General features: G+C 65.7%; 12 protein-coding genes. 3 read left to right on the forward strand and 9 right to left on the reverse strand.

Going from position 1 to position 15,228, the window contains the following annotated elements:
- From BST27_RS19735 to mutA, 7 genes are all read right to left on the reverse strand, one after another.
- Positions 1-639, reverse strand: a 639-nt coding sequence (locus tag BST27_RS19735) for a PE family protein (RefSeq protein ID WP_139805256.1), incomplete at its 3' end; no start/stop codon positions are given.
- Between the two features lie 502 nt (positions 640-1,141).
- Positions 1,142-2,551 (reverse strand): amidase, encoded by a 1,410-nt coding sequence (locus tag BST27_RS19740; protein ID WP_069421730.1) that lies wholly within the window; start codon positions 2,549-2,551, stop codon positions 1,142-1,144.
- A 129-nt stretch (positions 2,552-2,680) separates the two neighbouring features.
- Positions 2,681-3,391 carry a hypothetical protein gene (locus BST27_RS19745; RefSeq protein WP_232007415.1) on the reverse strand — a complete coding sequence of 237 codons (711 nt, stop codon included), beginning with the start codon at positions 3,389-3,391 and terminating at the stop codon, positions 2,681-2,683.
- 468 nt (positions 3,392-3,859) lie between these two features.
- Positions 3,860-5,146: an esterase/beta-lactamase LipL gene (lipL, locus tag BST27_RS19750; protein WP_069421729.1), complete on the reverse strand. Its 1,287-nt coding sequence runs from the start codon at positions 5,144-5,146 to the stop codon at positions 3,860-3,862.
- 63 nt (positions 5,147-5,209) lie between these two features.
- Entirely contained in the window at positions 5,210-6,181 is a 972-nt protein-coding gene (gene meaB, locus BST27_RS19755) for a methylmalonyl Co-A mutase-associated GTPase MeaB (RefSeq protein WP_069421728.1), read from the reverse strand.
- A 76-nt stretch (positions 6,182-6,257) separates the two neighbouring features.
- Positions 6,258-8,519, reverse strand: coding sequence for a methylmalonyl-CoA mutase (gene scpA / locus BST27_RS19760; protein ID WP_069421727.1), 2,262 nt, complete (start codon positions 8,517-8,519; stop codon positions 6,258-6,260).
- Entirely contained in the window at positions 8,520-10,379 is a 1,860-nt protein-coding gene (gene mutA / locus BST27_RS19765; protein ID WP_069421726.1) for a methylmalonyl-CoA mutase small subunit, read from the reverse strand. It abuts the gene before it with no gap.
- A gap of 180 nt (positions 10,380-10,559) precedes the next feature.
- On the opposite strand from mutA, the gene BST27_RS19770 reads away from it, so the two are divergent.
- Positions 10,560-11,276, forward strand: coding sequence for a TVP38/TMEM64 family protein (locus BST27_RS19770; protein ID WP_069421725.1), 717 nt, complete (start codon positions 10,560-10,562; stop codon positions 11,274-11,276).
- A gap of 38 nt (positions 11,277-11,314) precedes the next feature.
- Positions 11,315-12,142, forward strand: a complete 828-nt coding sequence (locus BST27_RS19775) for a S1 family peptidase (RefSeq protein WP_232007416.1) — start codon at positions 11,315-11,317, stop codon at positions 12,140-12,142.
- A gap of 460 nt (positions 12,143-12,602) precedes the next feature.
- Here BST27_RS19775 and BST27_RS19780 read toward each other — a convergent pair whose 3' ends face one another.
- Positions 12,603-14,108 (reverse strand): sensor histidine kinase, encoded by a 1,506-nt coding sequence (locus tag BST27_RS19780; protein WP_069421724.1) that lies wholly within the window; start codon positions 14,106-14,108, stop codon positions 12,603-12,605.
- Positions 14,105-14,803 (reverse strand): response regulator transcription factor, encoded by a 699-nt coding sequence (locus tag BST27_RS19785; RefSeq protein ID WP_069421739.1) that lies wholly within the window; start codon positions 14,801-14,803, stop codon positions 14,105-14,107. The genes BST27_RS19780 and BST27_RS19785 overlap by 4 nt, the downstream gene beginning before the upstream one ends.
- Before the next feature lie 57 nt (positions 14,804-14,860).
- On the opposite strand from BST27_RS19785, the gene BST27_RS31510 reads away from it, so the two are divergent.
- Positions 14,861-15,166, forward strand: a complete 306-nt coding sequence (locus BST27_RS31510; RefSeq protein ID WP_139805257.1) for a hypothetical protein — start codon at positions 14,861-14,863, stop codon at positions 15,164-15,166.
- Positions 15,167-15,228 lie beyond the last annotated feature (62 nt).

A 15,228-nucleotide genomic window follows, 5' to 3' on the forward strand; every position in this document is an offset into this window, starting at 1 on the left:
CCCGTCACCGACATTGCCCAACCCCAAGTTCACACGGCCGATATCACCCAACCCGCCGTTTCCGTAGAACAGGCCACCGGACCCGCCGGCCCCGCCGTTGGCCCCGACGCCGCCGGCCCCGCCGTTGCCTCCATGACCAAACAGTCCGGCAGATCCGCCGGCCCCACCATTGACCCCGGCTGCGCCGCTGCCGCCATTGCCGCCATTGCCGAACAAGATGCCACCCGCCCCACCGGCCTGTCCCGTGCCGGGTGCGCCATCGGCACCGTTACCGATAAGTGGCCGTCCGAAAATCGCATTTGTGGGCGCATTAACCAGTCCCAACAGCTGTTGCTCAACCGTTTGCAGGGGCGACGCGTTCAGCGTTTCGGCGGTTGCAAAGGCCTCGGCACTCCCGCGCAAAGCTTGTACGAATTGCTGGTGAAACAGGCTTGCCTGCTCGCTGACCGTTTGATATTGCCGACCGTGGGCGGCAAACAGTTCAGAGAGTGCCAGGGACACCTCATCGTGAGCCGCAGCCGCCATCTGCGTCGTCGAAGCGGCCGCAGCCGCATTAGCGGCTTGGATCGATGAGCCAATCCCGCTTATATCGGTCAAGGCTGCGGTTAGCGCCTCAGGCAAAATCGTCACAAATGACATCGGCTACCCCTACTCAGACTGGTTATGGAAGCCCGCCCGAAGCGCCTCACCTGCCGATACAGCGCCGCAATCAACGCCGCAATGCAGCCCCGGAGACGAGATCTGGAACTCACTCGGGACGAACCAGTTACAGACTGTAGAACTTCTTCCAGATAATAGATAGAAGAGTTTCCAGATTCTTAGGGATTCCTTAAACCTGACCGGAGCCCTTCGCAACCGGCGAAGCAGCACGACTGCGACCGTGTGCCTCTTACCGTAGGTGCGATAAATGCTTGCGCCAGACGCGCGCAGGCCTGGTGCCCGTTGCGCAAGCCGTGGGCCCTCGGCGCTGTTCCGTTGGCGAGTGGCAATTCGTTCGAGCGCAGTGACGCCGGCCGGGAAATACCCGCTTAGCTGCGAGCAGCACCGATTGGTCGTCAACATCGAGCGTTCGGTTCATACCCGGCACGTCGATCAAGTCCCGTCGGTGAGCACCGCGTTCGTGAACGAGTATTCGTATGTCTTAGATCCGCCCATGCGTGCGGGTCTCTTCAATTCGGGGGCGTGGACACTCGGCCTCGATCAGATAAGCGAGTTCAAGTAGTGTCTGCTCGCCGCCGAATTGGCCGGCGAGTTGCACCCCAATGGGCAGCCCTTCTCGGGAGAGTGCAACAGGCAGTGATATCGCCGGTGTGCCATCGACGTTATTCGGCGCAGTGAAAGCCGCGAACTGCAAGAGTCTCGTCCGCAGGACGTCGAATGGCGTCGTCGGACTCAGATGTCCCAGCGGTGGCACAGCGTGTGCGACCACGGGCGACAGGACCACATCGCAGTCGGTGATGTGACGGAAGCGGGACCTCGCGAGCTTGCGTAGGCGCCGTATTGCGCCAGGGGCCTTGCGGATGTTGCGGGCAAAGTGGCGCCGCAGTCCTTCTGTAAGGCCGTCAATTTTCCTGACGTCGAAGTCTCGGCCGAAGGCGATCGGGCCGCCGGCCGCTGACATCGTGGCAAGCAAACCCCAATACATGGTGAAATCGTCGGTGAACTGTCGATCCCCTACTGTAGCGACAGGCTCGAGAATGTGGCCGTGCGACTCAAGCACCTTGGCGACACGTTCGACAGCGTCCCTGATCTGCGGGTGCACCTCGACGCCGTCAGCATCTGCGACGGTGACGCCGATGCGCAGGCATCGGGAACCCGGCCCTTCGACACGGCCTAATGGTGGCAGATGCGGATTACTCCAGACTCTCGCCATGGCGGCATGGAATTCCGCAGTGTCACGCACGGTGCGGGTCAAGACACCTTCCGAGACCACTTTCACCGGAAAGACTGCCTCCATCGAGGTACGCACATGACGGCCCCGGGTCGGCTTGAGCCCGACCAGTCCGGTACATGCGGCGGGGATACGGATTGACCCGCCACCGTCATTGGCATGCGCAATAGGAACCACTCCACTTGCCACGAGTGCTGCGGCCCCGCCCGAGGAGCCCCCAGCCGAGTACTCCGGGTTCCACGGATTACGCACCGGCAACCCGGTCCGATACTCGGCTGTCGCATTGAATCCGAACTCGGGAAGCCGACTCTTACCAACCAACGCCAGCCCCGTTGCCCGCAATTGCTTAACGTACGGATCGTCAGACTTGGCTGGCTTGGCAGTAAAAGCTTCGCTACCGTGGCCACTCGGCATTCCGGCCACATCCAAGTTGTCTTTGACGAACGTTGCGACACCAAAGAACGGCCCGGCCGTTGAGGGAGCCGACCCATCGAATGTTTCAAACGCAATTGGCGCCAGGTCGGCGACGCGTCGTGCACGTTGGCGCACTGCTGCCACCAGCTCAGTTGGACTGACATGACCGTCCCTGACCAGGACCGCAAGCGTCATCGCATCGTGATCTGCGAGAAGGTCGTTCGAAAAAGCATGCATGCGATCCATCGAGTAGACTATAGAAGAAATTCCAGTTTTTTCCTAGAACTTCTTCCAGGTAGTCCTGCCTTGTCGCCGCCAGGACCGGACGGGCCGACCAGCATAGAGATAGAGACCACGCGCAACACCGAGCCCCTGTTACCACATGGGTGACCACGTAGAGGTGCGCAACAGCCGACGCGTCCACTCGCGCAGGTCCAACGCATCATGCATCCAAGCTCCAGGAGTGCGACACTCCCCGGGCGTCCGGGTACGCAACAGATCAAATAGCGCGTCCGGCCGCTGAATACGCTGAATCAGCGTTACCTCATTTTGCAGCTGGCTGACCAGCGCGGGCTGAAACGCGGCGCGCATATTACACATGGAAGACGGACCCTCCAGGCTGCTGGCATACAACTCGCCGCAACGTTCGACGCATGCCGGTAAGGCATTCCGGTAAGGCCACAAAGTCTCTTCGATGTAGATACTCGAGGCATGCTGCACCCCGCCGATCGGGACCTTGTCAAGCGCGACGTCCCGCAACGGCGACCAGGGCAGCGGTACGAGCAGCTTGGCTTCGACCTCATGGCGAAGCTGGTCGATCTCGCGAATCCACTTGTTCAAGTCACCATTTTGGATCCGCCGACAAAGGTGGTCCCATGCGACTCCATCCTGAATCGCAGTGATCGTCGTGACGCTACTGTTTGGTCCGCTGCCGCATATTTGGTCGGCGTACCATAGCAACCTGGCGTCGTCGCTGGCGCCCAGCATCGGCATCCAGCCTTCGCGAAACAGCGCCTGGAAAGCGCCCTTGGCGCACGCCCGCACCTTGTGTACTTCATGCATGAAAAGCACGCGCAGAACCTCCACGAAGAGGATCCATGAGCCCGCTAGCAGCAGAGATGGATCGACGTTTGGCAGCTACCTCTTGAGTCGCGCCGTCGCGATCACGGCCGAGGGGAGCGGGTAATGAGTGCCTGCTCTTCGTGCGCGGTCGGCAACACGTTCCACGGCACAATGAGCCCAACCTTCAGACGTTCCCGCGACCGCCCCGCGAACGACAAAGGGCTTATCGCGCCTAGATACTAACCCAGATCTAGAAAATCTTACAGAAGATGGGCAGGGCGCCCACATGATTTGAGCGCGTGGCCGGTGTTGGTGCCTCAGTTACTTTGAGCACGTGGCCTGCAAGGCTTGCTCGATGTGCTCTGCAAGATCGACGGTCGAGAGACGTCAGGTGACGAACAACAAGCCGAGGTGGGTACGTTGCCAGCAGCAACATAGCTCGCGGACAAGTAAGTCCCACATTCGGCGACTTCGCGACCTGAGCTCGCAGGTCTAACCGACCGCCTCGTCCGGCTCGGAGAACGGCGCCCCGATACCGTGCACCGGGCTGTAACCGCGCTTGCGCGCCTTGGCCACGGCCTCCCGGACCAGCCGGTAGAGGGCAACGAAGGCGGCATGGTCGCTCACCACGAACGGTGTCAGCAACCGGTTGTGCACCACCGCGAAACCCACTCCGGTCGACGGGTCGTTCCAGCCGACCGAGCCGCCCATTCCGACGTGACCGAAGCCCGGCATGGCGTTGCCGAACGGCAAGCTGTGATAACCCAGGTGGAAATTCAGCGGTACGACGAGGTTGCGATCCCGTTGAATCATCCGCTCGCCGGTCAGCCCCGTCACCAATCGCCGCGACAGGAACCGGGTGCCGTCGATCTCGCCGCCGTTGGCCAGCGCGCCGTACATGCGCGCCAACGCCCGGGCCGTCACGACGCCGTTGGCCGCCGGTATCTCCGCATCCAGCATGGGCGTGTCGCCTTGGACGCTCTCGATGACGCCCGGGAAGTACATGGACCGGTAGCCGCTGGAGAACTGATGGGCGATTTTTCGAACGGCGGAGGTCAGGACCGGATTGGCGGCAATGTCCTGCGGCATGATGATCTGGGTCGCCCGAGTGGGGGCGTTCGCCGGCGGGCGCCCGAGATGGATGCCGTCGGTGCCCAACGGTTCGGCAAGCTCCTCGCGGAACAGCACCCGCATGTCCTTGCCGGTGACCGCCCTGGCCAAGCCCGACATCAGCCAGCCGAACGTCAGCGCGTGATAGGCGGGTTTGCCTAGATGGCGGCCGGGAGGCGCTGCGGCAAGTCGCTCCTCCATAACAACGTGATTCAGCAAGTCTTCTTGAGTCGCGCCGCGCAGCCCGGACAGGCCGGCCTGGTGTCGCATGACATCGCGAACCGTCATCTCCGATTTGCCATTGGCCCCGAACTCGTGCCAGTACTCGGCAACTGGAGCGTCGTAGTCGATCAGCCCCCGATCGGCGAGGCGATGGATGACGGTGGCGGCCATACCCTTGGTCGCCGAGAACACCATGGGCGCGCTGTCTGCCGACCAGGGCACCTCCCCGTCCCGGTCAGCCCACCCTTTCCAGATATCGACGACGGGTTGGCCGTCGAGATAGACCGCCAGAGCCCCGCCGCCGAACCGGTGCCCGGGGAACATGGTGGAAAAGGCACGAACGACGCAAGCAAAGTGCGAGTCCGCAGCGCCAAACACACCATGCCCTGCGTCAGGAGCACCGTGGTAAGGGTCCGCGCGGCGATTGACTCCGATGTCTACCGTCACAGCGTCGAATTTACTAGGAGTTTCAGATAAGCGCTGGCAAACAATGATTAATTTACCTTTCCGTTATTGCGTCGCGACTGACAGAATTTGCTGAGCAGCGAGCGCCGGCGTCAATTCCCCCGCCCGGACCTGACGCTCCACCTCGGCACGTATCTTGCGCACTTCTGGGTGAGACAGCACCCGGTCCAGGACCTCGTCACGAACCATCTGCCAGGTCCAGTCCACTTGCTGATCACGCCGACGGGCTTCGAACTCGCCTGCGTCGGTGAGCACCTTGCGGTGCCGCTCGATGGTCTCCCACAGCTCGGCCAGTCCACTGCCCTCCACCGCGCTCATGGTGAGAACCGGTGGCCGCCAGAGCGTTTCGCGCGGGTAGATCAACCTGATGGCCGCGGACAGCTCGCGCGCGGCCAGTCGCGCCTCCCGCAGGTGGTCGCCGTCGGCCTTGTTCACCACGACGATGTCAGCGAGTTCCAGCACGCCCTTCTTGATGCCTTGCAACTGATCACCGGTGCGGGCCAGGGTCAGCAGCACGAAGGTGTCGACCATTTTGGCCACCGCGACCTCGGATTGGCCGACACCGACCGTCTCGATCAGGATGATGTCGAACCCGGCGGCCTCCAATAACACCACCGTTTCCCTGGTGGCCTTCGCCACCCCGCCCAACGTTCCCGAAGTCGGAGACGGGCGGATGTAGGCGTCCGGGTGGGTCGCCAGCCTGGCCATCCGGGTCTTGTCACCCAAGATCGAACCGCCGGTGCGCGTCGAGGAGGGGTCGACGGCCAGCACCGCCACCTTGTGCCCTTGCTCGATCAGGTGCATGCCGAGCGCTTCGATGCTGGTGGACTTGCCCACCCCCGGCACCCCGGTGATGCCCACCCGGTGGGCGTTGCCGGAATCCGGCAGCAGCTCCAGCAGCAGTTGCTGGGCCCGCTCGCGGTGGTCGGCGCGCGTCGATTCGAGCATCGTGATGGCCCGCGGTAGGGCCGCGCGATCACCAGCGCGGATAGCGTCGGCCAAGTTTTTCGACGTCATCGGATGTTGACTCTGCGCTCAGGGCGCGCCCTACCCGCATTTTGTCGCCATAGCCGCAGAGTCAACGCCGTATGCATCAGCCCAGGGTGTATCCCAGCTGCTCGGCCAGCTTGTGCAGCAGGCCGATCGCGGCGTCGGCGATCACCGTCCCCGGCGGGTAGATGGCCGCAGCCCCGGCCTCGTACAACTCGTCGAAGTCACCGGGCGGGATGACCCCGCCGACCACGATCATGATGTCGGGCCGGCCCACCTCCGCCAGGGCGTCGCGCAGCGCGGGAACCAGGGTCAGGTGACCGGCGGCCAGTGACGACACCCCGACCACGTGCACGTCGTTGTCCGCCGCTTGGCGGGCCACCTCCTCTGGTGTGGAGAACAGCGACCCGACGTCGACGTCGAAGCCGATGTCGGCGAAGGCCGTCGCAATCACCTTCTGCCCGCGGTCGTGACCGTCCTGGCCCATCTTGGCGACCAGGATGCGCGGCCGGCGGCCGTCGGCCTCGGCGAACTTCTCGACCAGTTCGGTCGCTTTGGAGAGCGGGGTGATGTTGGCGCCTCCCTGGATTTCGTCGCGGTAGACGCCGGCGATGGTACGGATCTCCGCCTGGTGCCGGCCCCAGACCCGCTCCAGCGCGTCGGAGATCTCGCCGACCGTCGCCTTCTGCCGGGCCGCGTTGATGGCCAGGGCCATCAGATTATTGCCCAGACCATCCTCGCCGGCGGGGCCGTGCGCCGCCGCAGCGCGACTCAGCTCGGCCAGGGCGGCCTCGACCGCCGCGTTGTCCCGGCTTTCCCGCAGCTCTTTGAGCTTGGCCAGCTGCTCGGCGCGCACCCGGCTGTTCTCGACCTTGAGCACCTCGATCTCGTGGTCCTCTTCGACCTGGTACTTGTTGACCCCGATCACCGGCTGCTGGCCTGAGTCGATGCGGGCCTGGGTGCGCGCGGCCGCTTCCTCGATGCGCAGCTTGGGAATGCCCTCGCTGATCGCCTGGGCCATGCCGCCGTGCTCGGCGACCTCCTCGATGTGGGCGCGGGCCTGCTGCGCGAGCCGATGCGTCAACCACTCGACGTAGTAGGAACCCGCCCACGGGTCGATCGGCCGGGTGGTGCCGGATTCCTGCTGCAGCAGCAACTGCGTGTTGCGCGCGATGCGAGCGGAGAAGTCGGTGGGCAACGCCAATGCCTCGTCGAGCGCGTTGGTGTGCAAAGACTGGGTGTGCCCCTGGGTGGCGGCCATGGCCTCGATGCAGGTGCGTGCCACGTTGTTGAACACGTCCTGTGCCGTCAGCGACCAACCCGAGGTTTGCGAATGTGTGCGCAGCGAAAGCGATTTGGGGCTCTTGGGGTTGAACTTGGCCACCAGTTCGCTCCACAACAGCCGCCCGGCCCGCAGCTTGGCGACCTCCATGAAGAAGTTCATCCCGATGCCCCAGAAGAACGACAGCCGTGGGGCGAACTTGTCGATGTCCAATCCGGCGTCCAGACCGGCCTTGATGTATTCGACGCCGTCGGCCAGCGTGTAGGCCAACTCCAAATCGGCTGTGGCACCGGCCTCTTGGATGTGGTAGCCAGAGATCGAAATGGAGTTGAACTTCGGCATCTTGGCGCTGGTGTAGGCGAAGATGTCGGAGATGATCCGCATGGAGGGCTTGGGCGGATAGATGTAGGTGTTGCGGACCATGAACTCTTTGAGGATGTCGTTCTGGATGGTCCCAGCCAGTTTCTCCGGCGGCACACCCTGCTCCTCGGCGGCGACCACGTACAACGCCAGAATTGGCAGCACGGCGCCGTTCATGGTCATCGACACCGACACCGAGGACAGGTCGATCCCGTCGAACAATTGCCGCATGTCCAGAATGGAATCGATTGCCACACCGGCCATTCCGACGTCGCCTTGCACCCGCGGATGGTCCGAGTCGTAACCCCGGTGGGTGGCCAGGTCGAAGGCCACGGAAAGGCCCTTCTGACCCGCGGCCAGGTTGCGGCGGTAGAACGCGTTGGACTCCGCAGCGGTGGAGAACCCGGCGTATTGCCGAATGGTCCACGGCTGGTTGACGTACATCGTCGGGTAGGGCCCGCGCAGGAACGGCGGCTCCCCGGGGAAAGTGTGCAGCGGGTAGCCCTCGGCCTCGACGGCGCGACGGTCCGCCCCGATGTAAACCGGTTTGACGTCAATGCCTTCCGGCGTTTGCCACACCGACTCCTCGGGGGTGTACAGGTTGGCCTTGGCGGCCGCCTCCACGTGCTGTTGCACCGCCTCTTCGGTGGGCGGCTTGGTGGGGCGTTCGCCGTGCAGCGGTACGTCGGCGAAACTGCCGATCGAGGGAACGGTGGCGGTCATCTAGGCTCCCAACCGGGTCAGCAGTTCCGAAAGCGCTTCGACTGCATTGATTTTCGCGGTCAGATAATCGTCGGGCCGGTCTTGGGCCTCCCCCAGTGCCCGCTCCGGTCCGGCCAGGTACACACGCTCAACACCGGCGCTGCGCGCCGCGCGCACCACATCGCCCGCCTCGTCGGCGTAGCGCTTGTCGGTGCCGCAGATCACCGCGACGGTCAAAGAGCCGGCTTTCGCGACGGCATCGGCCACCCCCGCGGCGTCGACGGTGCCGGGGTTGACGGCCTCAATACCGCCCGAGGCCAACAGGTTTGTTGCGAACGTGGCGCGAATGTTGTGCTCGGCCAGTGGGCCCAACGGCAGTAGCAGCACTTGCGGCCGCTTGTCCTCCTTGGCCAGGTAGGCGTCCGACCGGTCGCGCAGCGCCTCGAACTCGGCGGCATAGCGCACCACGTGTCCGGCTCGGCCCAACGAGTCGCCCTGCGGCAGTGGGGGTTCACCCAGGTTCGGGAACTCGTTGACACCGGTGACCGCGATGCGCCGATGCGCGATGTCGTCCGCACGCCGCGCGGCGATCTCGCCGATCTGTCCGGCCAGCCAGTCGTGTGCTTCGGCGAAGCCACCGCGGGCTTCGATGGCCTGGAAGTGCTCCCAGGCCCGCTCGGCGAGCTCTTTGGTCAGGTCTTCGACGAACCATGACCCACCGGCCGGGTCCAGCACGCGGCCGACGTGGGACTCTTCCAGCAGCAGCAGCTGGGTATTGCGGGCGATCCGGCGGGCGAAGCTGGTCGCGGTTCCGGGCCACCCGCCGGGGATGGCCACGTCGAACGCGTACACCAGCACCGTGTCGGCACCACCGACTCCCGCCCCGAACGCCGCCAGCGTGCAGCGCAGCATGTTCACCCAGGGGTCGCGCTGGGTCATCATCGGCAGTGAGGTTTCGGCGTGCACGACCGCAGCGCCCCGGTCCGCGTCTCCCGCCACCTCGGCGACGCGCGCCCACAGCACACGAGCCGCACGCATCTTTGCCACGGTCATGAACTGGTCGTCATCGGCGGCCAGCCGGAAGCTGATCTGCCCCAGCGCATCACCGAGCGGCAGTCCGGATTCGATGAGCAGCCGAACGTAGGCCACCGCGGCCGCGATGGTGGCCCCGAGCTCCCACGCCGCTGTGGCGCCGAGATTGTGGAAAGCGGGTCCGTCGACGGTGATGGCCCGCACCCCTTGCTGGCCGGCCGCGCGGGCGGCGACGGCGACCACGTCCTCGATGGACGGGGCGTCGCGGTCGCTGAATGTCGCCGTCAGGGGGTCGGCGCCCAGGTCGATCGACACCTTCGCGCGCTGGTCGGCGTCCACCTCACCGGCCAGGGCCAGCAGAACGTCAGCGGCCTGCGGGTAGTGGGCGCCCGCGTCCAGGATCACCGGCGCCATGCTCAGGTACACGCCTTGGAGCAGGGCCCCGAGTTGATCGGGAGCCACACCGGAGTCCCCCACTCGGATGAGCAGCCCGCTCACGCCTTCGTTGAGCGCGGCCAGCAATGCGTCGTTTGCTTCGGCCGTAGCCAGCCCGGGCAGCGGGAACGCCTCGACGACTTTCCAGCCGGACTTGACGTCGCGCAATGCGTCGCCGCCGCGCACGAAGGGCCATTCGCCCGGCAGCGGCGCTTCGGGCAGCTCATCGAAGACCGTGTAGAGCGGCCGGATGGAAAAGCCGTCATACGTGGGGGTGTTGAGACGCTGTTCGGGCTCGTCGCCCAGTTCGGCTGGGTCGGTACGAGTGCTCTTGGCCAGCACCCCAGCTACCGCACTGCGCCAACGCCCGCGAACCTGTTCTAGGTCGGCGAGTTCGGGTACATCAATGGACACCGACTGCTCCTATTTTCGCAGCAAGGACACGTTGCTTCCGGCCTGCAATTTACTAATAAGGCTAGTTGATTGCGCACCCGGAATTTACCGCCCCGCCTGGCGTCCCGACGCCGCGGTGTGACAAGAAACGCCAGCCTAAGGACACAACACATTCATTTTCGCCCCGTACCCTTGAATGCCGTGACTGCCCCTGTCCTGTGCAAAGCCACCGGTCGGGCGCGCGAGTTCGCTGGCGCCCTCGGTGTGGCGGCGCGTCAGGTCTCCCGGCCACGGGTGGCGGGCTTCGTGGTAGGAATCACAGCCTTGGTCGCGGTGGCGTTGCTGGTTCCGCTGCCTACGGCAGTGCAGATGCGCGACTGGGCGAAAGCGGTGGGCCCATGGTTCCCGCTGGCGTTTCTCGGGGCGCACATCGTCGTGACCGTAGTGCCGGTGCCCCGCACGGCATTCACCCTGGCCGCCGGATTGCTCTTCGGCCCGGCACTGGGTATAGCGATCGCGGTGGGCGCCAGTACCGCGAGCGCGGTGATCGCGATGCTGCTGGTGCGGGTCGCCGGGTGGCGGTTGCACAGCCTGACGCGCCACCACGCGGTGCACGCACTCGACCAGCGACTGCGTGAGCGGGGCTGGCCGGCCGTCCTGTCACTGCGATTGATCCCGGCCGTGCCGTTCTCCGCGATCAACTACGCGGCCGGTGCATCCGCGGTCCGGGTTACTCCGTACCTGCTGGCCACCTTCGCCGGCCTGGTGCCGGGAACCGCGGCGGTGGTGATCCTCGGCGATGCGCTCACCGGCGCCGTCGACCCACGGCTTCTTGTGGTGTCGGTGTGCACCGGGGCACTCGGGTTCGCGGGCCTGCTATTCGAAATGCGGCATTATCGCCGTCAACCCGCTGGCTGAGCGGCTTGGATTCCCAACCGGCGCCGGCCCGCGTGGCCATGCTTGTGATCGGGGCGGCGTTGTGCCTGGTGGTAGCGGCATGGCCGTTGCTGGCCCGACGCCGCGCTACTCGGAGCACCTACAGCTGGCGACTGTCCGTCGTGGCGCTGTTCTGCGCGGCCGGCTTTGTCGCGGCCCTTTGGCTGCCGGCCAGGCTCGTCAAACCCGTACGGCCCCCCGTCGAACTGCCCCCGGCCAACGCCATCGGACCCGGCACCGCCATCGCGGTGACCTACGCCGACGGCAGCGGCGGCATGGGCTGCACCGCGGGCTTCCTGGTGCGCACGAATGCCGGTCAGACGGGCGTGCTCACCGCCGGTCACTGCAACAAGCCCGGTCAGGCCAGCACGGTGAGCATGAATGCGGGTTCGGATTCCTATCCGACGGTTGGCACGTTCAACCAGACGGTCAGCGAGGGCGCGCGCGGCGAAGATCACGATATCGGCCTCGTCGTGCTCGACTCCGACAAAGTCCCGCGGACCTCGGCCATCACCGGTTCGCTACCCGTCGCTGGTGTAGTGCGCGACCTGCGTATCGGCCAGCAGCTGTGCAAGTTCGGCATGAAGTCCGGCCAGGCCTTGTGCGGACAGATCACCGATATCACCGAGAGCAAGGTGGTGTTCTTGGCGGGCAGCCAGTGTGGGGATTCCGGCGGACCCGTCTACCTCATTCAGGATGACGGCAGCGTGGTCGCGGTCGGCATTCACATTCGCGGCGGGCGGCCCAACGACCCCAATCCCGGGTGCTCGATTCCGGCCACTTTCTCGGTCGCGGAGCTGGTGCAACCGTGGCTCGACGCGTGGGGACTCACGCTGGCGTCGCCGTGAGGCGCGAGCCGGTACGGCAATCTCGATGGGCACCGGCCGGCGAGATTGCCGCCATGGTTGCGGTCAGCACCCACAGCACAGCCGCCACGGCAATCTCGATGGACGCCGGCCGGCGAGATTGCCGCCATGGTTGCGGTCAGCACCCGAAGCACAGCCACCACGGCAATCTCGATGGGCACCGACGCCGACATTGCCGCCACGGTTGCGGTCAGCACCCGAAGCACAACCACCACGGCAATCTCGATAAGGCACCAGCGCCGAGATTGCGGCCACGGTTGCGGTCAGCACCCGAAGCACAGCCACCACGGCAATCTCGATAAGGCACCAGCGCCGAGATTGCGGCCATGGTTGCGGTCAGCACCCGCAGCGAGGACGGCCAGGCCCATTTGGCGCCGCCCGTCCCCACCCACCAACGACGAGCCGGTAATCCTGCAGGTCCGCGGCGGTTGCTGACGTGGTGTCAGCCCAGGGGCAAGGTCAGCTGGAATCGCGCACCACCGTCGTGCGCCAGACATACCAGCTCACCGCCGTGTGCCCGGGCCAGCGCGCGGGCGATGGGCAAACCCAGCCCGGCGCCGCCGTGGTCGCGGGCCCGTGCGGCGTCCAGGCGCACCAGCCGTTCAAAGATGCGCACGCGCTCGTCGTCGGGCACGCCGGGGCCGGTGTCGGTGACCGTCACCGCGGCAACGCCGCGATCGGCACTGAGGTCGACGGTGATCGAGCCCCCCTCGGGCGTATGCCGGCGGGCGTTGTCGAGCAGGTTGGACAGGATCTGCTCCACCCTGGTCGAGTCGACCACGGCGGCCAGTGCGTCCGGACCGGTCCGAGTCACCGTCACCTGCGGTGCCAACATCGCCGTCCGCTGGACTTCGGCGTCCACGAGGGCCGCTAGATCCGTGATCTGGCGATCCAGCGGAAGTCCGGCGTCGATCCGGCTCAGGTCCAGCATGTCGGCGACCAGTCGTCCCGCGCGTCGGGCGTCGGACAGCAGCAGGCTGGCGCGGCGGTACTGTCCGCGCGCCGCCGGGTCGGCGTCGTGCTGGTTGGCGCTGTTGACGAGTTGTTCCGCGGCGACCTGGATGCCCGCGATCGGGGTGCGCAGCTCGTGGGCGGCATCGACCAGGAACTGTCGGGTCGCCTCCTCGGCGCGCTGTGCCGCTTCCGCTGCCTGCCGCGCCTTCAATTCCGACGCCTCCAAGGCATCCAGCATTTCGTCGAAAGCGCTTGCGGCGCGGCCAAGTTCGGTATCGGCGCGCTGGGGTCGCAGGCGGCGGCCACGATCGCCGACCGCGATGTCTCTGGCCAACGCCGTGAGCCGGTCCAGTGGACGCAACGCCGCCCGGCTGACCGCGATCAGCAACACCGCGGCGACCACCAAGGTCGCCAGTCCGGCACCGATCATCAGTTGACGCAACTGGCGGGTCACCTGGGTGGTCTGGGTGGTATCGGCGACCAGAATCAACCGGGCACCGTCCGGCAACGGGTGCACGACCACCGTCGCGGTGCCGTTCATCGGCGGTGGGGGCGGCGGCGGACGAAGGCCCGGGACCGGACCGGGACCAGGACCGGGACCGGGACCGGGACCAGGACCGGGACCGTGATGGGGGCCCGGGCGTGGATACGCGGGCGGCGGCGGAACCGTGGGCCCCGCCTGGGTGTCCGGGCTGATCGACAAATCGCCGTATGTCGTGCCGTCGGCCATCACGAGCAGCGCGCGCACACTGCCGCCGTTGAGTTCGGCGGCAAGCAACTCGGGCGGCGTGTCGGCTGCGGCCAGCGCGTCAGCGCGGGACGTGGCGGCGACGAGTCGATCGTGCAGACTCCTGCGGGCCTGCAGACCCAGGCTGACGTCGATGACGACGCCCAGTACCACCAGCAACACCGCCAGTAGGGCCACCACCAGCAGCGTCACCCGCCACTGCAGCGACGGCGTCGGCGTCGTCGAGCCCTCGTCAGGTGTTGTCATGACAGTTGCGGTTGCAGTCGATAGCCGATGCCGCGGACGGTGTGCAGAATCCTCGGCCCGTGGGCCTCAAGCTTGCGTCGCAACCCGCTGATGTGCACCTGCACCAGGTTGGGATCGTAGGCGTCATAGCCCCACACGGCGTTGAGGATCTGAGACGCACTGACGATCCGACCACGTTGCTGCACAAGGAAATCCAGCAGCCGCAATTCAGTCGCGGTCAGCCCCAACGGATGTCCGGCGCGTGTCGCCACACCGGCATCCACGTCCAGCATCAGGTCGCCAACCTGAACCGCCCGTGGCATCCGCCCCCTACGACGCAACACCGCGCCCACCCGGGACACCAGTTCGGCGAGTTCGAACGGCTTGACCACATAGTCGTCAGCTCCGCTGTCCAGTCCGCGCAACCGGTCTGGCAGGCCGTCGCGGGCGGTGATCATGACGATGCCAATGTCACCCCACCCGCGGATCACGTCAATGAGCGCAAAGCCGTCACGCCCCGGGAGCATCACGTCCAGCACCACCAGATCAGGCCGGAAACCGTCCAGATCTTCTTCCAATCGCTCTCCGTCGCAACGGGTTTCGGTGTGGTATCCGACGTCGGTCAAGGCTTCGCTGACCATTTCGCGGATGGTCTCGGAGTCCTCGACCACCAGCACCCGCGGTGTTCCCACACTGAACTGAGCGGCGCGGCTCATGACCTCATTCTTCAACGTGTAGCCCCGAATCACGCGTAAGCGCGCTAGTTTCTTCGAATGACCACTGCCCGAACCACCGATCCGTCGCCACCACCCGCGCCTGGGCCGCGCCATTCCACCGGTGTCGTGATCGCTGCGGCAGTGGGAGGCTTGGCAATTGGCGCACTCGCCGTTTTCGCGGTCACCGGGGTCACCTTCAAATTCCGCGTCGAACTTCCCCCGCCGCCCTACCCGGCGTCGCTGTCGACACCTCCGCCGTCCAACCTCCCGGCCCCACCCACCGCGGCCTGCAACCAACCAACGCCCACGTCGAGCCCCGCGATCACGGTGCCACCGCCGCCAGCGCCGCCACCCATCCCCTGAGACCCCCTGAAATCTTCAGCTTTTCTTCAACTAAGGCTCCTACCTTCGCGGTTGTCATCAAC

Origin of the sequence: Mycobacterium intermedium (assembly GCF_002086275.1) — a bacterium.
In the GTDB taxonomy this organism is placed as follows: Bacteria; Actinomycetota; Actinomycetes; order Mycobacteriales; family Mycobacteriaceae; genus Mycobacterium; species Mycobacterium intermedium.

What these genes read in the sequence shown, in the direction of transcription:
- BST27_RS19785 (WP_069421739.1), bottom strand. Translation starts at nt 14,803, where the DNA reads ATGAGCCGCGCCGCTCAGTTCAGTGTGGGAACACCGCGGGTGCTGGTG.
- BST27_RS31510 (WP_139805257.1), top strand. Translation starts at nt 14,861, where the DNA reads ATGACCACTGCCCGAACCACCGATCCGTCGCCACCACCCGCGCCTGGG.
- BST27_RS19740 (WP_069421730.1), bottom strand. Translation starts at nt 2,551, where the DNA reads ATGGATCGCATGCATGCTTTTTCGAACGACCTTCTCGCAGATCACGAT.
- scpA (WP_069421727.1), bottom strand. Translation starts at nt 8,519, where the DNA reads ATGACCGCCACCGTTCCCTCGATCGGCAGTTTCGCCGACGTACCGCTG.
- BST27_RS19780 (WP_069421724.1), bottom strand. Translation starts at nt 14,108, where the DNA reads ATGACAACACCTGACGAGGGCTCGACGACGCCGACGCCGTCGCTGCAG.
- meaB (WP_069421728.1), bottom strand. Translation starts at nt 6,181, where the DNA reads ATGACGTCGAAAAACTTGGCCGACGCTATCCGCGCTGGTGATCGCGCG.
- BST27_RS19775 (WP_232007416.1), top strand. Translation starts at nt 11,315, where the DNA reads ATGCTTGTGATCGGGGCGGCGTTGTGCCTGGTGGTAGCGGCATGGCCG.